This window comes from Mycobacterium neglectum (assembly GCF_002591975.1).
Classification (GTDB): Bacteria; Actinomycetota; Actinomycetes; order Mycobacteriales; family Mycobacteriaceae; genus Mycobacterium; species Mycobacterium neglectum.
Window position 1 is genome coordinate 1 of sequence record NZ_NVQE01000067.1, and the last position, 18,789, is coordinate 18,789.

The 18,789-nt window shown below is 66.4% G+C and carries 19 protein-coding genes; 12 read left to right on the forward strand and 7 right to left on the reverse strand.

Translation table 11 applies throughout. The features are described 5' to 3' along the window. The first annotated feature begins 262 nt into the window (after positions 1 to 262). From ripC to CSQ99_RS28895, 3 genes are all read left to right on the forward strand, one after another. Positions 263 to 1,423 carry a peptidoglycan hydrolase RipC gene (gene ripC, locus CSQ99_RS28885; protein WP_099042413.1) on the forward strand — a complete coding sequence of 387 codons (1,161 nt, stop codon included), beginning with the start codon at positions 263 to 265 and terminating at the stop codon, positions 1,421 to 1,423. Between the two features lie 107 nt (positions 1,424 to 1,530). Next, positions 1,531 to 2,271 carry an eCIS core domain-containing protein gene (locus tag CSQ99_RS28890; protein ID WP_245909144.1) on the forward strand — a complete coding sequence of 247 codons (741 nt, stop codon included), beginning with the start codon at positions 1,531 to 1,533 and terminating at the stop codon, positions 2,269 to 2,271. Positions 2,272 to 2,282: 11 nt separating this feature from the next. Next, positions 2,283 to 3,410, forward strand: a complete 1,128-nt coding sequence (locus tag CSQ99_RS28895) for a glycosyltransferase family 4 protein (RefSeq protein WP_099042415.1) — start codon at positions 2,283 to 2,285, stop codon at positions 3,408 to 3,410. Here the strand turns inward: CSQ99_RS28895 and CSQ99_RS28900 are convergent. Further along, complete coding sequence (locus CSQ99_RS28900; RefSeq protein WP_425437890.1) at positions 3,407 to 5,215, reverse strand: AMP-dependent synthetase/ligase; 1,809 nt, start codon at positions 5,213 to 5,215, stop codon at positions 3,407 to 3,409. The two genes, CSQ99_RS28895 and CSQ99_RS28900, sit on opposite strands and share 4 nt — an antisense overlap. A gap of 85 nt (positions 5,216 to 5,300) precedes the next feature. Between CSQ99_RS28900 and CSQ99_RS28905 the strand changes: the two genes are divergently transcribed. The 5 genes from CSQ99_RS28905 (at position 5,301) to CSQ99_RS28925 (ending at position 8,715) form a co-directional block, all read left to right on the forward strand. Then, positions 5,301 to 5,690 carry a polyketide cyclase / dehydrase and lipid transport gene (locus tag CSQ99_RS28905; protein ID WP_099042416.1) on the forward strand — a complete coding sequence of 130 codons (390 nt, stop codon included), beginning with the start codon at positions 5,301 to 5,303 and terminating at the stop codon, positions 5,688 to 5,690. A 68-nt stretch (positions 5,691 to 5,758) separates the two neighbouring features. After that, positions 5,759 to 6,199, forward strand: coding sequence for an SRPBCC family protein (locus CSQ99_RS28910; RefSeq protein ID WP_099042417.1), 441 nt, complete (start codon positions 5,759 to 5,761; stop codon positions 6,197 to 6,199). Between the two features lie 22 nt (positions 6,200 to 6,221). Next, positions 6,222 to 7,484, forward strand: a complete 1,263-nt coding sequence (locus CSQ99_RS28915) for an ArsA family ATPase (protein WP_099042418.1) — start codon at positions 6,222 to 6,224, stop codon at positions 7,482 to 7,484. Further along, a complete protein-coding gene (locus CSQ99_RS28920) occupies positions 7,481 to 7,882 on the forward strand; it encodes a hypothetical protein (RefSeq protein ID WP_099042429.1) in 402 nt (133 codons plus the stop codon). Before CSQ99_RS28915 ends, CSQ99_RS28920 begins: the two co-directional genes overlap by 4 nt. A 107-nt stretch (positions 7,883 to 7,989) precedes the next feature. After that, positions 7,990 to 8,715, forward strand: coding sequence for a lysophospholipid acyltransferase family protein (locus tag CSQ99_RS28925; RefSeq protein ID WP_099042419.1), 726 nt, complete (start codon positions 7,990 to 7,992; stop codon positions 8,713 to 8,715). Position 8,716: 1 nt separating this feature from the next. Here the strand turns inward: CSQ99_RS28925 and CSQ99_RS28930 are convergent, their stop codons facing one another. After that, positions 8,717 to 10,009, reverse strand: coding sequence for a glycosyltransferase 87 family protein (locus tag CSQ99_RS28930; RefSeq protein ID WP_099042420.1), 1,293 nt, complete (start codon positions 10,007 to 10,009; stop codon positions 8,717 to 8,719). Between the two features lie 84 nt (positions 10,010 to 10,093). Between CSQ99_RS28930 and CSQ99_RS28935 the strand changes: the two genes are divergently transcribed. The 3 genes from CSQ99_RS28935 to CSQ99_RS28945 are packed head-to-tail and all read left to right on the forward strand — an operon-like array spanning position 10,094 to position 12,885. Continuing rightward, complete coding sequence (locus CSQ99_RS28935) at positions 10,094 to 10,969, forward strand: hypothetical protein (protein WP_099042421.1); 876 nt, start codon at positions 10,094 to 10,096, stop codon at positions 10,967 to 10,969. Then, the gene (locus CSQ99_RS28940) at positions 10,966 to 11,463 is read left to right on the forward strand and encodes a polyadenylate-specific 3'-exoribonuclease AS (protein ID WP_099042422.1); all 498 of its coding nucleotides are present in this window, start codon (positions 10,966 to 10,968) and stop codon (positions 11,461 to 11,463) included. Before CSQ99_RS28935 ends, CSQ99_RS28940 begins: the two co-directional genes overlap by 4 nt. Positions 11,464 to 11,496: 33 nt before the next feature. Beyond that, positions 11,497 to 12,885 carry a class II 3-deoxy-7-phosphoheptulonate synthase gene (locus CSQ99_RS28945; RefSeq protein WP_099042423.1) on the forward strand — a complete coding sequence of 463 codons (1,389 nt, stop codon included), beginning with the start codon at positions 11,497 to 11,499 and terminating at the stop codon, positions 12,883 to 12,885. Here the strand turns inward: CSQ99_RS28945 and CSQ99_RS28950 are convergent, their stop codons facing one another. Then, positions 12,886 to 14,073 (reverse strand): protein kinase domain-containing protein, encoded by a 1,188-nt coding sequence (locus CSQ99_RS28950; protein ID WP_099042424.1) that lies wholly within the window; start codon positions 14,071 to 14,073, stop codon positions 12,886 to 12,888. 44 nt (positions 14,074 to 14,117) lie between these two features. Here CSQ99_RS28950 and CSQ99_RS28955 point away from each other — a divergent pair, with 44 nt between their 5' ends. After that, positions 14,118 to 14,522: an Rv2175c family DNA-binding protein gene (locus CSQ99_RS28955; RefSeq protein ID WP_099042425.1), complete on the forward strand. Its 405-nt coding sequence runs from the start codon at positions 14,118 to 14,120 to the stop codon at positions 14,520 to 14,522. Here CSQ99_RS28955 and CSQ99_RS28960 read toward each other — a convergent pair. From CSQ99_RS28960 to CSQ99_RS28975, 4 genes are all read right to left on the reverse strand, one after another. Next, on the reverse strand, positions 14,443 to 15,978 hold the full coding sequence (locus tag CSQ99_RS28960) for an alpha-(1->6)-mannopyranosyltransferase A (protein ID WP_099042426.1): 1,536 nt from the start codon (positions 15,976 to 15,978) through the stop codon (positions 14,443 to 14,445). The genes CSQ99_RS28955 and CSQ99_RS28960 overlap by 80 nt on opposite strands. A 44-nt stretch (positions 15,979 to 16,022) precedes the next feature. Continuing rightward, complete coding sequence (gene idsA2, locus CSQ99_RS28965; RefSeq protein WP_099042427.1) at positions 16,023 to 17,111, reverse strand: bifunctional (2E,6E)-farnesyl/geranyl diphosphate synthase; 1,089 nt, start codon at positions 17,109 to 17,111, stop codon at positions 16,023 to 16,025. A 104-nt stretch (positions 17,112 to 17,215) separates the two neighbouring features. Beyond that, a complete protein-coding gene (locus CSQ99_RS28970; RefSeq protein WP_281258522.1) occupies positions 17,216 to 17,929 on the reverse strand; it encodes an LppM family (lipo)protein in 714 nt (237 codons plus the stop codon). A 16-nt stretch (positions 17,930 to 17,945) separates the two neighbouring features. Continuing rightward, positions 17,946 to 18,548, reverse strand: a complete 603-nt coding sequence (locus CSQ99_RS28975; RefSeq protein ID WP_176561278.1) for a GNAT family N-acetyltransferase — start codon at positions 18,546 to 18,548, stop codon at positions 17,946 to 17,948. Between the last annotated feature and the right edge of the window lie 241 nt (positions 18,549 to 18,789).

Sequence of the window (18,789 nt, forward strand, 5' to 3'; positions counted from 1 at the left end):
TCGTTACCTGCCGCCTCGCAGCCATATCGATCTTGCCTTCCACATCGGGCAAGCCTTCTAGACCACGCGCTCAAAATAGGTGAGGCACCACCACCGGCCACGCGCTCAAAGTAGGTGAGGCACGTCGGCGCTTGTTGCGAATTCCGTGTCGACTGTTAAATTTACGTCTTCTGTTGGACAAGGGCGATGCCGTTTCGTAACCTGTCTGAGACCTAAGCGCAGCTTGATACGGCTTCGTCACGGCAGTTGAAGGACACAAATCTTGAGGCTTGACCGCAGGCATTGGCTCGCTCGTGTTTTTAAGCGACCCGCAATCGGTGTGATAGCTGCGATAACCGTGTTCGGGGGAATTCTCGCCTCGAGTGTGCAGGCCGACCCCGCCGACGACGCGCTGGCAAAGCTCAATGAGCTGTCGCGGCAGGCCGAGCAGACCACCGAGGCGATGCACTCCGCGCAGCTGGATTTGAACGACAAGCTGGCAGTGCAAGAGGCCGCGGAAGCCAAGCACGCCGCGGACGCCGGAGCGCTGGACTCGGCCAGGTCGCAGCTGGCAACGTTCCAGACCAACGTCAACAGGGTTGCCGCCGCGCAGTACATGGGTGGCCGGCCGGACGGTATGAACGCGTTACTGACCGCCTCGTCTCCGCAGGGCCTGATCGACCAGATGTCGGTTCAGCGGGTCATGGCCGCCGAGATCTCGTCACAGATGAAGAGCTTCCGCGAGGCCAGCGCCCAGGCCACGATCGCCGAACAGGCGTCGGCGCGCTCGGCCGCCGAGGCGAAGACCGCCGCCGAGCAGGCCGCCGCGGTACGTGCAGACCTGCAGTCCAAGCAGAGCAAGCTGCAGGTGGACATCGCGATCGTCAAGTCGCAGTACGAGGCACTGACACCGAACCAGCGCGAGGCCCTGGCCGCCATGCCGCCCGGGCCCCCGCCGCCACCACCACCGGCTCCGCTACCCCCGAACGACCCCGCGATCCTTGCCCTGGCGCCTCCAGGCATCGCTCCGCCGCCTGCCGGCGCTGTTCCGCCGCCTCCTGGCATTCCGCCAGGTGACATGGCGCCGCCGCTCGGCGGCGGACATGGGCCCACCGTGATCCAGGCCGCGCTGAGCCGTATCGGATCGCCGTATTCATGGGGCGGGTCAGGCCCGAACGCGTTCGACTGCTCCGGGCTGGTCCAGTGGGCGTTCCAGCAGGCCGGTATCTCGCTGCCGCACTCCAGCCAGGCGCTGGCCAACGGCGGAGCACCGGTCTCGATGGACCAGATGCAGCCGGGTGACGTCGTCAACTATTACTCCGACGCGTCGCACACGGCGATCTACATCGGCGACGGAATGATGGTGCACGCGTCGACCTACGGCACGCCGGTGCGCGTCGCCCCGGTGGACAACGCACCGATCTACAACGTTCGCCGCTACTGACAGTCGAGTACCCGCGCTCGAACCGAGCGGATCGACGCTCGCACGCGAAGAGCAGAACAACCCTGGCAGCACTTCTGATCACGGAGTTGGTCTGCGCGCTCCTGTTGGTGAGCAGAACCGGAGCCGCTCCCGCCGGTCCGCCCGTCGCCACCGAGGCGTCGCTGACCACACCCACATCGGTGTCGACTTCGCAGACGCTGCGCGACGGCCGCACCGTGCGTCTGGTCGGACTCGGGGAGCGCACGGCACCGTTGCTGCATCGAATCTCCGCACAACTCGACGATGCGGCGGACGCCGTCAGCGCATTCTGGGGGCCTGACTGGCCGCGCGAGATCGTCGTCGTGGCGGCCGGTACCGACGCGCAGTTCGCCGCGGTGGGTGGTGGCGATTCCCACACCGCGGCCACCACCACCGGCGAGCGGATCATGTTCGCCCCCGGCGCCGCGCAGATGAGTGACGATTCGTTACGAATCGTGTTGCGCCACGAGCTTTTCCATTACGCGGCGCGCGCTGAGACCGCTGCCGACGCGCCACGGTGGCTCACCGAGGGCGTGGCCGACTACGTCGGCCGCCCACCGACACCCCTGCCGGCGGACTCGGCCATGATGGCGCAGCAGGGACTCCCGACCGACGCTGAGTTGAGCGGAGGAGAACGCTCACTGGCCTATGACCGCGCCTGGTGGTTCAGCCGGTTCGTGGCCGGCGAGTACGGCCCCGCGGCACTGCGGTCGCTGTACGTCCGCGCGTGCGGGCACGGCCACCCCGACCTGGCTGTCGCGGTGCGGGACACCCTCGGAACCGACGTCGCCGGGCTGCTCGCCGCGTGGCGCCAGTGGCTCAGAGGTTAGCCTGACGGGCGATGAGCCGGGTTCTGCTGGTCACCAACGATTTTCCGCCCCGACGTGGCGGAATTCAGTCGTACCTGCAGGAACTGGTGGATCACCTGGCCGATACGGGCGCTCACACACTGACCGTTTACGCGCCCGAGTGGAAAGGGGCCGATGAGTTCGATCGGGCTGCCGCCTACGAGGTGGTGCGACACCCGACCACGTTGATGCTGCCCGAACCGTCGGTTGCCAAGCGGATGCGGCGGCTCATCGAACGTCACAGCGCAGACACTGTGTGGTTCGGGGCGGCCGCACCCCTCGCGCTGATGGCGCCGCTCGCCCGTGACGCGGGCGCCGGCCGGGTGATCGCGAGTACCCACGGGCACGAGGTGGGCTGGTCGATGCTTCCCCTGGCCCGGACGGCATTGCGCCGCATCGGATCCGGGACGGACACGGTGACCTACGTCAGCGCCTACACCAGGCGGCGGTTCGCCTCGGCGTTCGGTCCGCGCGCGGCGCTGGAGCACCTACCGGCCGGCGTGGACACCGCGCGATTCGCCCCGGACGAGGTTGCCCGCGCCGAGTTGCGGGCCCGCTACCGCTTGGGTGATCGCCCCGTCGTGGTCTGTTTGTCCCGCCTGGTGCCGCGCAAGGGTCAGGACATGTTGATCCGCGCGTTGCCCGCGATCCGGCAGCGCGTGAGCGATGCCGCGCTGGTGATCGTCGGCGGCGGCCCGTACGGAACGTCGCTGCGCCGCCTGGCGCACGACTTCGGAGTCGCTGACCACGTGGTGTTCACCGACGGCGTGCCGAGCGACGAATTACCCGCCCACCACGCCGTGGCCGACGTGTTCGCGATGCCGTGCCGGACCCGGGGTGCCGGCCTTGACGTCGAAGGGCTGGGCATCGTCTATCTGGAGGCGTCGGCGTCCGGGGTGCCGGTGGTGGCCGGCCGCTCGGGAGGAGCCCCGGAAACCGTTCTCGACGGCGAGACCGGGGTGGTGGTCGACGGCTGGGACATCGGCGCCATCGCCGCGACCGTCAGTGACCTGCTCGCCGACCCCGCCAGGGCGGCGCGCATGGGCGCGGCGGGGCGGCGCTGGGTCGTCGACAACTGGCAGTGGAAGGATCAGGCAGCCAAGCTGGCCGGCCTGCTCTAATCCTTGCGGTAGAGACCCTCGATATCGGCGGCGAACTTTTCGGCCACCACCTTGCGCTTGACCTTCATCGTGGGTGTCAGCTCGCCGGTTTCCTCGGTGAAATCGACTCCCAGGATGCGGAACTTGCGGATCGCTTCGGCCTTCGACACGGCCTGATTGGCCTCCTTGACGGCCAGATCGATCTCGGCGACGAGGTCCGGATCGGTGGCAAGGTCGCCCACCGACGCAGCGGCGTTCTTGCCGTTGCGTTCCTTCCAGCCGCCGAACGCCTCGGGATCGATCGTGATCAGTGCCGCGATGAACGGTTTGGCGTCGCCCACTGCCATCGCCTGACTGACCAGCGAGTGGGCGCGTAGGCGGTCTTCGAGGATGGCGGGGGCGACGTTCTTGCCGCCCGCGGTCACGATGATCTCCTTCTTGCGTCCGATGATGGTCAGGAAGCCGTCGTCGTCGATGGCGCCCAGATCTCCGGTGTGGAACCAGCCGTCGGAGAACACCGCACTGGTCTCGGCCTCGTTGCCCCAGTAGCCGCTGAACACCACCCCGCCCTTCACCAGCAGCTCACTGTCCTCGCCCAGCTTCATGCTGTTGCCGGGCAGCAGCTTGCCGACCGAACCCACGCGCAAGTCGCCGACCCGGTTCACGGTGATCGCCGCACTGGTCTCGGTGAGCCCATAGCCCTCGTAGATCGTCAGGCCCACACCGCGGTAGAAGTGGCCGAGGCGCGCGCCAAGCGGGGCGCCGCCGGAGATCGCAGCGTGGCAGTTGCCGCCGAGCGCAGCCCGAAGCTTGCCGTAGACGAGCTTGTCGAACAGCGCGTGCTTTGCCTTGAGCACCAGCCCCGCGCCGCCGGTGTCCTGGGCTTTGCTCCATTCGATTGCCGTCTCGGCCGCGGCCGCGAAAATCTTGCCCTTGCCGCCACTTTCGGCATTCTGTTCGGCGGTGTTGTACACCTTCTCGAAGACCCGGGGCACCGAAACCACCAATGTCGGCTTGAAGACCCCGAACGTCGGAACGAGGTTCTTGATGTCGCTGGTGAACCCGAGCGTCACCTTGCCGGTGAACGCAGCGACGGTGATCGCGCGGGCCAGCACGTGCGCGAGTGGCAGAAACACCAGCATCCGCTCGCCCTTGGCCAGATGCGTCGGGAAGCAGTCCTTCGCGCCACGGATCTCATAGAGCAGGTTGGAATGGGTGAGCTGGCAGCCCTTGGGCCTGCCGGTGGTGCCCGACGTGTAGATCAGCGTCGCGGGGTCGGTGGACTTCACACCGGCGAGCCGCTCGTCGAGTTGCTTGCTGTCCACCGACTTGCCCGCCTCGGTCAACGCCTCCAGCGCCGGCGTGCCCGACCCGTCGATGCTCAGCACCTTGCGCAATGCGGGCACGTCGTCCTTGAACTGCTCGATGTTGTCGGCGTGAGCGTCGGTCTCGGCGAAGATCAGTACCGCGCCGGAATCCTGCAGCACGAATTTGACCTGCTCGGCGGAGCTCGTCTCGTAGATCGGTACCGTGACAGCGCCCGCGGCCAGAATGGCGAAGTCCAGGATCGGCCATTCGTAGCGAGTCGCCGACAATACGGCGACGCGATCACCGGGAGCCACCCCCTCGGCGATCAACCCCAGTGCCGTTGAACGAATCTGGTCGGCGGCCTCCTTGCACGTGACGTCCGTCCATGCGCCGTCGACGAGGCGCTGGAAGATCACATGGTCGGGATCGTCGCGCTCGTGACTGAAAACTGGGCTGACGACGTTGTCGTGCTCGCCCACGGTGAACGAGGCGGGGACACTGAACTCTCGCACGATCATGGCCTCTCGACTAGCGGCTTTGCCGTTCACCAGCCTAGTCGGCCACCTGCCGCGACAGTCGGGGCATATGTGAAGCTGGTAGGCCATGAACAGCATCCAGATCGCCGACGAGACCTTCGTCGCCGCCGACCCCGTCGAGGTGGGCATGGCGGTTGGCGATCCCGCAAGCTGGCGCCGCTGGTGGCCCGACCTGAACTTGACCGTGGTCGAGGACCGTGGTGAGGCCGGCCACCGGTGGACTGTGACCGGTTCGCTGACCGGAACCATGGAAGTTTGGCTGCAGCCCGCCCTGGACGGGGCGATTCTGCATTATTTCCTGCACGCCGAACCTTCCGGTGTGGCGGCCCATCAGTTGGCCAGGATGGACCTCGCCAAAATGAACCACCAGCGCAGGGTGGCGGGCAAGAACATGGCGTTCGAGGTGAAGCGGCGTCTGGAGGCGACGCGCCCGGTCGGGGTTTCTCGGCTGGCATGAGACGGTGGGCTCAAGACCGCGCAGCGGAGTAGATTTCTGCCATCGGCAGATAGACGGGAAAGAAGGCAGTGGCGGACAAGACGGCGCAGACCATCTACATCGATGCCGACCCTTCGACGGTAATGGGTGTGATCGCCGACATCGCGTCCTATCCGGAGTGGGTCAACGAGTACCAGGACTGTGAGGTCCTCGAGGCGGGCCCGGAGGGGTATCCGAAGACGGCGCGGCTGGTGCTGGACGCCGCCGTGCTCAAGGACACGATGGTGCTGGCATATGACTGGAAGCAGGTCGACCGCGGATCGGTGGAGTGGACGTTGGTGTCCAGCTCGCTGCTGAGGGCACTGAAGGGTGCATATCGGTTGTCGCCCAAGGGGTCCGGCACTGACGTCACCTATGAGCTTTCGGTCGACCTGATCATCCCGATGATCGGACTGCTGAAACGCAAGGCCGAACGGCGGCTCACGGATACCGCGTTGAAGGACCTCAAGAAACGAGCCGAGGCTGAGTGATCTCGCACCACCCCAGCGCGGTGTGAATCCGGTTCCGCCCACGGCCCGGATCAGTCTTTTCGTCGGTAAGGGCGGCGTCGGGAAGTCGACGCTGGCGACGGCTACCGCCGTACGCGACGCGCTGGCGGGCATGCGGGTGCTGATCGTGTCGACGGATCAGGCGCACTCGATCGGCGACGTGCTCGGCACCCCGATCACCCCGACCGGGGGTCGTGCACCCACCCGGGTATTCGCCGACCTCGACAGTGGGCGCGACGGCGGTGGCGGGTTCCTGGACGCGCTGGCACTCGACACGCTTGCGCTACTGGAGACCCATTGGCGTGACATCGCCGGCCTGCTTGCCGGCAGATTCCCCGAGTCTGATCTGGGAAGCGTTGCTCCGGAAGAACTTTCGGCGCTGCCTGGGATTCAGGAAGTGCTCGGGTTGCATGAGGTCGGCGAGCTGGCGTCTTCCGGCGAGTGGGACCACGTCGTGGTGGACTGCGCATCGACCGCCGATGCGTTGCGCATGCTCACCCTGCCCGCGACGTTCGCCCTGTATCTCGAGCGGGCCTGGCCGCGGCATCGTCGGTTGTCCGGCACCGACGATGCGCGCTCCGCCGCGGTCGTCGGGCTCCTCGAACGCATCGGTGCGGGCACCGAGCGGCTGAGCGTCCTGCTCACCGACGGATCGGTGCTGAGCGCGCATCTGGTGATGACCGCCGAGCGGGTGGTCGCCGCCGAGGCGGCGCGCACGTTGGGCTCGCTGGCCCTGATGGGGGTTCGGGTCGACGAATTGATCGTCAACCAGATTCTGCTGCAAGACGATTCGTATGAGTATCGCAACCTGCCCGAGCATCCCGCGTTCGATTGGTATTCGGAGCGGATTTCTGAGCAGCGGGCGGTCCTCGACGAGCTGGACGCCATGATCGGTGACGTGCAACTCGTGCTGGTTCCGCACCTCGCCGGCGAGCCGATCGGCGCCAAGGCGCTCGGCGAGCTGCTCGACGCCGCACGCAGGCGCGACGGGTCGCCACCGCCGGGACCGCTGCGGCCGATAGTCGACAGGGAATCCGGATCCGGTCTCGAAGCCGTCTACCGAATGCGGTTAGAGTTGCCGCAGGTCGACTCCACCGCGCTCTCACTCGGGCGGGTCGACGATGACTTGATCATCGGTGCCGGCGGCATGCGGCGCCGCGTTCGGCTGGCGTCGGTGCTGCGTCGCTGCATCGTGATGGATGCGCAGCTGCGAGGTACTGAACTGACAGTACGGTTCCGACCAAACCCGGAGGTGTGGCCGAAGTGAACGGCGAACACTCCGACATCGGTCCGGAGCTGAGGCAGCTGGCGCAGACCATTCTGGACCGGCTCGATCCCGTGGTGCGAATGGCCGCAGCACGCGCGGCGGCCGGTGGTGCCACCCCCGGCAAGTGCCAGCAGGTGTGGTGTCCGGTGTGCGCGCTCGCGGCGCTGGCGTCGGGTGAAGAGCATCCGCTGCTGGCGGTCGTCGCTGATCACAGCGTCGCGCTGCTCGCGGTGGTGCGGGCCCTGATAGAAGACGCAGACAGCGCGGCGCAGTCAGCCGCGAGGTCCGGGGACGAACCGCCCGGCGGGTCGCCGCCTCCGCCGGATCCGCCCGACGGTGACGAGCCGCCGCCGGGACCGGGGCGATATCAGCACATTCCGGTAACGGTTGAGGAGTAACCGGATTCATTCAGACACCGGCCAGGTGCGAGTTGTGGTCGCATCCGGGGTGCGTGGGTACAGTTGTCGCAGAACACCGCGGTGTGTTCGATCACCCAGGAGGGCCTATGTGGTATTGGCTGTTCAAGTACATCTTCATGGGTCCCGTGCTGTCGCTGTTGGGCCGGCCGAAAGTCGAAGGGCTGGACTATGTTCCGCGCTCGGGACCCGCGATCCTGGCCAGTAACCACCTCGCGGTCGCCGATAGTTTCTACAAGCCTCTTGTGGTCCGCCGGCGGATCACCTTTCTGGCCAAGGCCGAGTACTTCAGCGGGCCGGGCGTCAAAGGGTGGTTCCAGCGGTGGTTCTACACCGCCGCGGGCCAAGTGCCCATCGACCGCGCCGACGCCGACAGTGCCCAGGCCGCGTTGACCACAGCCGCCCGCGTCCTTGGTGAGGGCAAGCTGCTCGGCATGTATCCGGAGGGCACCCGCTCGCCCGACGGACGGCTCTACAAAGGCAAGACGGGTTTGGCGCGACTGGCCCTGGAGACCGGCGTCCCGGTGATTCCGGTCGCGATGATCGGAACCGACGTCGTCAATCCGCCCGGCAAGAAGGGGTGGCGGTTCGGCCGAGTGACGGTGAAGTTCGGCAAGCCGATGGATTTCAGCCGGTTCGAGGGTCTGGCGGGTAACAGGTTCATCGAACGCGCGGTCATCGACGAGGTGATGTACGAGCTCATGCGGCTGTCCGGGCAGGAATATGTCGACCTGTATGCCGCCGATGTCAAGGATGGCAAGGCGGAGATCACGGCCAAGCCGTCGGCCCGCATGCCAGAAGTCGCCGCCGGCTGAGCTAACTGACGGCGGGGACGCGCGCCTCGTCGACTGCCGGATTGCTGCGTAGCGCCGGACGCAATGACACCGTGCCCGCAACGATGATCACCGCAATCGCCCACCACACGTAGGAACCACCGGCCAGCTGCCGCCATAGCGACGCCTCGGTCTCCTGGTGCTCGGGCATCAGCGGGATCGGCGTCCAGACCATCAGTGCGATGCCCGCCGCGGAGACGACGGCCAGCGCCGCGTCCCGCTGCCGGTAGGCCACGATGCCGGTGACCAGCACCGCGGGAAGTACCCACACCCAGTGATGCGACCAGGACACCGGCGACACCACCAGACCGAACATCGCCACGCAGATCAGCGCGAGCACGGGCTGCCCGGCCTTCAGGACCCTGCGCGCCGCCCAGATGGTCAGGGCGAGCATCGCGAAGCAGGCAACCGTCCACAGCGCGAACCGCATACCCTCGCTGAGGCCCAGCCGGGCCAGGGCGCCCGCGATGTTCTGGTTGGTGTTCAGAGTCGCGGTGCCGATGCGGTCGGTATTGCGGACCGTGTGCGTCCAGTACTCGAGCGAGTCGCGCCAGGTGAAAGCGAACCCGGCCAGCGTGGCGACCATGGCCGACGCTGTGGTGACGATGAGCGCGCGGGTATCTCGGCGGAGCACGAAGTACAGCAGGAACACCGCAGGGGTGAGTTTGAGTGCGATCGCGAACCCCAACAGCATGCCCCGGGGCCAGGGCGTCTTTCGCGGCACGCAGTCGGCGATGACCAGCGTCATCAACACCACATTGATCTGGCCGAAGTCGAAGTTCGACCGAATCGGCTCGAAGTAGATCACCGCGGGCGCCACGATCGCCGCAGCCAGCCAGGCTCGCCGCAGCCAGGCCGGCTCCCCGGTCGCAGCGCTCTTGCCGGCAGGCGGATTCGGCCATACGTCCAACCGGGTCAGCAGGATGGTCGTCGCCACGATCAGAAGGAGCAGCGTGGTGAGTGTGATGGCGATGCTGGCGCCTTCGAGGGACAGCAGTGCGAACGGGGAGAACAGGACGGCGGCCAGCGGCGGATAGGTAAACGGCAGGTCGAGGCCGCCGCGGGTGCGGAACACGACGCCGTCGGAATACAGCGGCCGCCCGTCCAGCCAGGCCTGCCCGCCCATCCGGTAGACGTCGATGTCGATGCGGTAAGGAATGTGCCCCAGCAACCGCCAGCCCGCCCAGACCAACGCCGCCACGGTCAGCAGCTGAAAAAGCCGCCAGGCGAGCATTGGTCCCCAATCAGGCCTGCCAGGCGACCGCCGAATACTCATTTCGCGACCAGACTATCGGTGGTCATCGGCGCGTCGTAGGGTATCCCGGGCGTGCCACGCGCAGGTCGGCGTAAGTTTTCGACCGTGCGTGCGACCTTCGATCTTGACTTCGGCATCCCGCAGGGCCGTATGCCGCTGGTGTTCTGCCTGGTCGCGTTCATTCTCACGTTCTTTGTGACACGCACCATCGTCCGGTACATCCGTAGCCATGCCGACTCCGACGCGCCGCGCAAATGGTGGCAGCCGCGCAACATTTCCGCGGGCGATGGGTTGCACATCCACCACGTGGTTATCGGTGTGATTCTGGTCATGATTTCCGGTGTGTCGATGGTGACTTTGGGTGTCAACGGGGGAGTACCCGAATTCACGGTCGCGGCAACCTTTTTCGGTGTCGGGGCTGCATTGGTACTCGATGAGTTCGCGCTGATCCTGCATTTGCAGGACGTGTACTGGGCCGAGGACGGGCGAACGTCGGTCGACGCGGTGTTCGCCGCCGTCGCCGTCGCCGGGCTGCTGGTTCTCGGTTTCAACCCCCTGTCGTTCTTCGACGTCGGGATCTGGCGCAACGATCATTCGTTCGCGGCGCGTGCCAGCGTGATCGCCCTTGCGGTATTCACCCTGCTGCTCGCCGTCATCGTGCTGTTGAAAGGCAAGGTCTGGACGGGTCTGGTGGGAATGTTCATCACCCCGCTGCTCTTCATCGGCGCAATCCGGCTGTCCCGCCCGCACGCGCCATGGGCCCGCTGGCGATACGGAGACCGGCCAAAGAAGATGCACAGGGCACTGGAGCGCGAACGACGATTGCGCAGGCCGGTCGTGCAGGCGAAGCTCTGGCTCCAGCACGTCGTCGCCGGTGAGCCGCGCTTCCCAGAAGACAGCGAAGTCGATCAGGAACTCGACCGCGAGATCCATGCCGCTCCCGCGCCGGGGCAAACGGCGGCAGGAGTGTCGGGGGCGTGAAGTATTTCTACGACACCGAGTTCATCGACAACGGCCGGACGATCGAACTGATCTCGATCGGCGTCGCAGCCGAAGATGGCCGCGAATATTACGGTATTTCAACGGAATTCAATCCAGACCAGGCAGGCAGCTGGGTGCGCAAGCACGTTCTGCCCAAACTTCCGTCGCCGGCGTCGCAGCTGTGGCGCTCTCGGCGGCAGATCCGGTCGGACCTGGAGGACTTTCTCGGCGTCGACGGTGACGAGCCGATCGAGTTGTGGGCGTGGGTCGGGGCCTACGACCACGTTGTGCTGTGCCAGTTGTGGGGCCCGATGACGGACCTGCCACCTGCGATTCCGCGGTTCACCCGGGAGCTGAGGCAGTTCTGGGAGGAACGCGGATCGCCCAGAATGCCGCCGCGCCCGCGCGATTCCCACGATGCCCTCGTCGACGCACGTCACAACCTGATGCGCTTCCAGCTGATGACGACTGGGGAAGTGCCAGTCCAGCGGTAAAAAGCGCTATGGGCGTCCAGTTACCATTGACGGGTGAACTGGACCGTCGACGTACCCATCGACCAGCTGCCTGCATTGCCGCCGCTGTCCGATGAGCTGCGGCAACGCCTGGACACCGCACTCGCCAGGCCGGCCGCGCAACAGCCCAGCTGGGATGCCGAACAGGCCAAGGCGATGCGGACGGTGCTCGAGAGCGTTCCGCCCATCACTGTTGCTTCCGAGGTTGAGCGGCTCAAGGGCCTGCTGGCCGACGTCGCCCGCGGGGAGGCCTTCCTGCTGCAGGGCGGCGACTGCGCCGAGACGTTCGCCGACAACACCGAACCGCACATTCGGGGCAACATCCGGACGCTGCTGCAGATGGCCGTGGTGCTGACCTACGGCTCGAGCATGCCGGTGATCAAGGTTGCGCGAATCGCCGGGCAGTACGCCAAACCGCGCTCGTCAGACACCGACGCGCTTGGGCTGAAGTCCTACCGCGGCGACATGATCAACGGTTTCGCTCCCGACGCCGCAGTGCGCCAGCACGACGCGTCACGGCTCGTGCGGGCCTACGCCAACGCGAGTGCCGCAATGAACCTGACTCGGGCCCTGACATCGGGTGGGCTCGCGTCGCTGGATCTCGTGCACGACTGGAACCGGGAGTTCGTCCGGACGTCACCGGCGGGTGCCAGGTACGAGGCGCTCGCGGGTGAGATCGATCGCGGCTTGCGCTTCATGAACGCGTGCGGGGTCAACGATCCCAACCTGCAGACCGCCGAGATCTACGCATCGCACGAGGCCTTGGTGCTCGACTACGAGCGCGCCATGCTGAGGCTGGCCGAGAACGGCGACGGTGAGCAGGCGCTGTTCGATCTGTCGGCGCACTATGTGTGGGTGGGCGAGCGCACCCGCCAACTCGACGGAGCGCACATCGCGTTCGCGGAGGTCATCGCGAATCCGATCGGCGTCAAGCTCGGTCCGACGATGACGCCGGAGCTCGCCGTCGAATACGTCGAGCGGCTCGACCCGCACAACGATCCGGGCCGGTTGACCCTGGTGACCCGCTTCGGCAACAACAAGATTCGCGACCTGCTGCCGCCGATCATCGAGAAGGTACAGGCCACCGGCCATCAGGTCATCTGGCAGTGCGATCCGATGCACGGCAACACCCACGAGTCGTCGACCGGCTACAAGACCCGCCACTTCGACCGAATCGTGGACGAGGTACAGGGTTTCTTCGAGGTGCACCGCGCGCTCGGTACCCATCCCGGCGGCATCCACGTCGAGATCACCGGCGAGAACGTCACCGAGTGCCTCGGTGGTGCGCAGGACATCTCCGATTCGGATCTGGCCGGGCGCTACGAAACCACGTGCGACCCGAGGCTGAACACCCAGCAATCGCTGGAATTGGCCTTCCTGGTCGCCGAGATGTTGCGCGACTAGTCAGAGCAGCGCGCCGATATTGCTGCCCACCGTCCACGCGCCGGCCGCCACCAGCCCGGTCAGCGTGACGACGGCGATCACCCAGAACAGCAGCACGCGCTTAGCGCGTTGCCGCGCCCAGTAGAACTCGTCGAGATCCACACCGGCGAATTGCCCTGATGCGGGCTGATATTCGGGTTCCTGCGGTGCGATGTCATCGCGGGTGAGCTCGCGGGTGTGCTGAGGCGATACTCTCGACGCCGGCGGGGGTTTCCTGGCTGCGGTGGCGGCGGTGACCGCCGCGGCATGCTGAGCCGAATTGCTGGGAGCCGGGACGCGGAAGGCGGGCAGCCCGAGATCGTCGACGATCTCGCCGAGATCATCGGCCATGTCCCGGGCGTCTGAATACCGCCGCTGGGGATCGCGGGCGGTCGCGCGCAGCACCATCTCATCGAATTGTGTTGGTACACCGGCGATCACCGTGCCAGGTGGGGGGACATCGTGGTCCATCCGTTGGTATGCCACCGAAAGCGCGCTGTCACCGGTGAACGGGGTGACGCCGGTGAGGAGCTCGTAGGCGAGGATGCCCACCGCGTACACATCGCTGCGGGGGTCGGCATCACCGGTGCTGACCTGTTCGGGCGACAGATAGGCCGCGGTGCCCAGAATGACGCTGGTGGAGGTGATCTTGGCCTCGGCGATCGCGCGAACCAGTCCGAAGTCGGCGATCTTGACCTCACCGCTGTCGGAGATCAACACGTTCTCAGGCTTGATGTCGCGGTGCACGAGGCCGGCCGCGTGTGCCACCGCCAGGCCGCCGAGCACGGGTGCGAGTACCGCGGCGACGGCGTGTGGTGGCATCGGGCCGCGCTCGCGCAGCAGTTCGCGCAGAGTGCCGCCCTCGACGAGTTCCATCACGAGATAAGGGGCCTGCCTGCCGGGTGTTCCAGCGCCCTGGTCGTAGACGGCGACCAGACCGGGATGGCTGAGTCGGGCGACCGCGCGCGCCTCTCGTTGGAAACGGGTGAGGAACTGTTGATCACCCGCATACCGGGATTCCATGACCTTGAGCGCCACGGGTCGGTCAAGGCGAAGGTCGAGTCCGCGGTACACCGAACTCATCCCGCCGGTGGCGATCATGGTGTCGACGCGGTACCGACCGTCCAGGACGGTCCCCGCGAGCGGGCCCGACTGCTGGTAGGTCTCCACAAACACATGTTACGAGTCGGCACTCGCCACCTAGACTTGATGGGGTGAGCAGCATTCCGGTCGCCGATGATGTTCTTGAACCCGGCGAGGCCGTCTACGACCTGCCCGCTGTCGCCGATCTACTCGGTGTCCCGGTCACCAAGGTGCACCAGCACCTGAGGGAGGGGCATTTGATCGGTGTGCGACGCAACGGTGCGGTGGTGGTGCCGACGATCTTCTTCGACGACAGCGGGCACGTGGTGAAAAGCCTGCACGGCCTGCTCGTCGTGCTGCGTGACGGCGGATACCACGAGACCGAGATCGTGCGCTGGTTGTTCACACCCGACGAATCGCTGACCATCAGCCGCGACGGGGCGACGGGCAAGCAGGCTAATGCCCGGCCGGTCGATGCGCTGCACTCGCATCAGGCTCGCGAGGTGGTGCGTCGGGCCCAGGCCCTTGCCTGTTGACCGGACCGGGCGCCTTGTAGAGCGAGTACCACGCCCCGGCGGCACATGCCGTGGCCAGCAACACATGCGGCCACGAGTACATGCCGTGCGCTCCGTCGGGTTTCCAGATCACCGTGATCCACGTCGACAAGCCGGCAATGATCGCGATGGAACGCCTGCTCTGTGCGAGCGCCGCGACGACAGCCAGCGGCCACGTGTAGTACCAGGGCAGCGCTGCGGGGACGAATAGCACCACGACACCCATCACCAGTGCGATACCGACCAGTGCTTCACGATCGGTGTGCCGGAACCGCCACCACAGCAACGGAAGTGAGATCGCGATGACGGCGATGCCGATGATCCGGGCGACGTCGAGCACGGCGTAGAAGTTCACCGGCGTGACGAGGCTGCCGATGGCATTGATGAGGTTGGCCGCCGCGGTGGGCAGCGTCAGCCAGTTGATGATCTTCACCGAACCGGCCAGTGCCGTCAGCCAGCCAAGGCCGACCCCGGCGGCCAGCGATAGCACCGCGAACACCGCGACGAAAATCAGCGCCGAAGCCGCGGTCGCCGTCGTGAAGGCCTTGACGGATCCATAGCCGCGCCGTCGCCTCAGATCTCGGGTCCAAACCCAGACCATGAACGGAAGCGCCAGGCCCGCTGTGGCTTTCACGGCAACCGCCACGGCGATGAGGCTGACGCCCCAGAAGTGGTGGCCGCTGAAGGTCAGCGCAATCGCGGCCATCATCAGCCCGACCATCAGCATCTCGTTGTGCACGCCACCCATGAGATGGATGATCACCAGGGGGTTCAGCACACATATCCACAGCGCGGCAGCGCCGTTGGCGCCGACGTGTCGGGCCACCCGCGGCGCAGCCCAGATGAGCAGCGCCAATCCCGGCAACATGCACAGCCGCAACAGCATTGTGCCCGCCACGACGTCTTCGCCGACCACCAGGGTGACGAACTTCGCTACCAGGATGAAGGCGGGGCCGTACGGCGCGGTTGTGGTGGTCCAGATCGGACTCACGTTCTCCAACAACGAGTTCGGATTATCGATGGGCCCCACCACGTACGGGTCGAAACCGTCGCGCAGCAGCGCGCCCTGTGCCAGGTACGAATAGGTGTCGCGGCTGAAGACCGGCACGCTCAACAGCAGTGGGGCCAACCAGAACCCCGTCGTGGCGACCATCGTGTATTCGGTCGCGGTGCGGTCGATCACGCTGCGGCCCAGCCGCAGCCAGGCCAGCAGCATCAAGGCTACGCCGACCCACAGCAGCACCGACGACAACACCAGTCCATGACCGAAGCGCAGCCAGGACAGATGCAGCGATTCCAGCAGCGGATCGTGCAGCCGTGTGCTGCCCGCGCCGAGTCCACCAGCGGCGATCAGGACGGCGCCAAGGGCGCCTAGTCGCGCCGGCTTGGCCTGCGCTGAAACCGCGAACGCGCCGAACCGCGAAATACCTTGCGCCATAGCTGACTTCTTCGACGGAAGCGCCGGTGATGAGGTTGTCATTCTCAGGCGGACCGGTTGGCGGCCAATCTGGCGAGCTCGGAGAGGCCGATTTTGGCCTGGGTGTCGATCGGTGCCGCGGACAGGAGCGCCAGCGCTCTACGGGTCAGCGCATCGATACGGTCCTCGACGGCGGCGAGTGCACCGACCGATTCGATGATCAGGCACAGATCGCTCACCTGCGCGTCGGACAGCTCGGTGCCGATGGACGTGCGCAGCATCTTGGCGCCCGCCGAATCATGCTTTTCGGCCAGTTCTACCGCCTCGGCCAGCAGCACGGTCCGCTTACCGGAGCGCAGGTCGTCACCCGAGGGCTTACCGGTGACCGCGGGGTCGCCGAACACACCGAGCACGTCGTCGCGCAGCTGGAAGGCGACGCCCAGATTGGTGCCCAGCTCGTGGAAGGTCGCCTGCACATCCGGACGGTCCGCCGCCGCTGCGACGCCCAGCTGCAACGGGCGCGAAATCGTGTAGGAGGCAGTCTTGTAGACGTTCACAGTCATCGCCGATGCCACCGATTCGGCACCACTGGCCTCGGCGACGATGTCGAGATACTGGCCGCCGAGGACCTCGGTGCGGATCGCCCCCCAGACCCGGTGCACACGGTGATGCGCCTCGACCGGAAGACCGACCGTGGCGACAATGTCGTCGGCCCACACCAGCGCAAGGTCGCCCAGCAGGATCGCAGCCGACAGCCCGAACTGGTCGGGGTTCCCATGCCAGTCGTGGGTGCGGTGCTTTTCCGAGAACAGCCGATGCACAGTGGGCAGGCCGCGACGGGTCGCCGAAGCGTCGATGACGTCGTCGTGGACGAGGGCACAGGCGTGCAACAACTCGAGCGCGGAGAACAGGCGCAGTGCCTGTTCCTCATCGGAGTCATCGGGGTTTTCGGCGACCGCTCGCCACCCCCAGTATGCGAACGCCGGCCGCAGACGCTTACCGCCGCGCAGCACGAATTCTTCGAGCGCCGCGGTCAGTTCGCCGTAATCGGCGCCCATATAGGCGCACTCGCTGCGGCGCTCGGCGAGGTAGGCGCGCAGTTGCTCGGTGACGGCTTTGGTCAACTCGACGGCTGACGGTGCCGCTGCATACACGCTCAGCGGGCGCCCCTTTCTCTGTGCACTATTCGCCCCGAGTGCATTCGCCAGTAGAGCCTGCGTCTGCTGGTTTAGCAAGTCAGAGCCCGGCGCCACGACACCTAGGCGGCGCGGCGTTCGCCGACGCGGGGGGACTGGTCGCGGTTGTAGTAGGCAAGTCCGCCGATGATCCCGGCGACCAGGAACGATCCCACCGTGAGCCAAATCGCCGCACCGGTGAACGAGCGCGCGCTGGGGTCGGTGTAGCGGGCCTGTGCGTTCATCGTGCTCACCACGCCGGGGCGGAGTTTCCACTCGACGATCTCGGCGGACACCTGGTCGCCGTTGGTCGATGTCACTTCGCCGGGGAAGGACACCGAAAGCGACACATCGGCTTCGGAGTCGCTCAGCGAGGTCAGGTCGACACGGCCCTCGAGGATCACCAGGTCCCCGGCGCGACGCAGCGCGATATCGACCCCCGCGGCGTCACGGTTCATATTGGCCAGCTGGGGAAGTTCGGCGAAGGTGAGGTCGGAGAACACCGCCTGCGAGCCGACGTAGTCGTCGCGGCTGTACTCCGAGACGGCCACCTTGTTGGCGAACGGCAGGCTGTTGAGCAGCTGCGGACCCTTGTCGTCGGCATTGCGCGGTTTGGCCGCCGCGACGATCTGTCCCGACACCCTGTCGTCCGGCGACACCGTCATCGACGCCCTGACGCGCACGCACCCGACGAGCGACGGCAGGGCGATGAGTAACAGCAACACCACGGCGAGCAGTCGACGGTTACGGGGATGCTGGGCGCGCACGTGGTCATCGTGCCAGACGCGTGCGCTCACAGGGCATTAGTGGGGCTTAGAGGGGGAGAGTCCGCCCGAGGATGGCAAAGGCTCGCGGGTCGCCCGCGAAGTGGTATCCGCGGATGATGTCGGCGAAGCCGAGCCGGCGATACAGCCGCCAGGCCCGGTTCGCTTCGCCGTTGATCTCGGGTGTGGACAGCAGCACATGCGATTCGGCGCGCTCCGCAAGCAGACGGCGGGCCAACGCCTCACCGAGTCCGCGGCCCTGGGCGCGGGGATGGATGTGCAACTCGGTCAGCTCGAAGTAGCTCGTCATCAGCTCGGCGATGCGGGCGGCGTCCGCGCCGACGCGGTGCAGGCCGGCGACCACCTGCTGCTGCCACCACTGGTCCGGCGCGCCGCAGTAGCCGTACGCGACACCGAGCAGGGACGCCGACGCCAGCACCGGCCCGTCGGGTTCGTCCCGGTCGGGGGTTTCCGGGACTTCGATGGCGGCGACTGCCTTCCAGCCGGTCCGCTGGGTGTGCTCGAGCCACATCGAAGCCCGTTGGTCTTCGGTGCCACGCGGATATCGCATCGCGTCCACGTAAACGGCGAGTGCGTCACCGAGCCGGCGTTGCATATCGCTCGGCGACAGATCGATCAGAAATGTCGCCAACTTGCTCCTGTCCCTGAACTCCCATCGTGGGTTCACGTGCACACCATTATCGAACCGAGCATGCTGATGCTCACCGACGGCGGTGCACGTCATACAATCGGGGGTCGAACTAGGCGAGGTGCCTCACCTAATTGTGAGCGCGAAGGGTGAGCTGGTGCCTCACGCATAATGAGCGCGTGGGGGCTTGCGTTACTTCGCCGTGGCCAATCGGTTGATTGACGGTTGCAATGCTTCCAGGTCG

Coding starts and splice junctions, on each gene's coding strand:
- CSQ99_RS28895 (WP_099042415.1), top strand. CDS start 2,283: ATGAGCCGGGTTCTGCTGGTCACCAACGATTTTCCGCCCCGACGTGGC.
- CSQ99_RS28900 (WP_425437890.1), bottom strand. CDS start 5,215: ATGATCGTGCGAGAGTTCAGTGTCCCCGCCTCGTTCACCGTGGGCGAG.
- CSQ99_RS28905 (WP_099042416.1), top strand. CDS start 5,301: ATGAACAGCATCCAGATCGCCGACGAGACCTTCGTCGCCGCCGACCCC.
- CSQ99_RS28925 (WP_099042419.1), top strand. CDS start 7,990: ATGTGGTATTGGCTGTTCAAGTACATCTTCATGGGTCCCGTGCTGTCG.
- CSQ99_RS28930 (WP_099042420.1), bottom strand. CDS start 10,009: ATGAGTATTCGGCGGTCGCCTGGCAGGCCTGATTGGGGACCAATGCTC.
- CSQ99_RS28960 (WP_099042426.1), bottom strand. CDS start 15,978: ATGGCGCAAGGTATTTCGCGGTTCGGCGCGTTCGCGGTTTCAGCGCAG.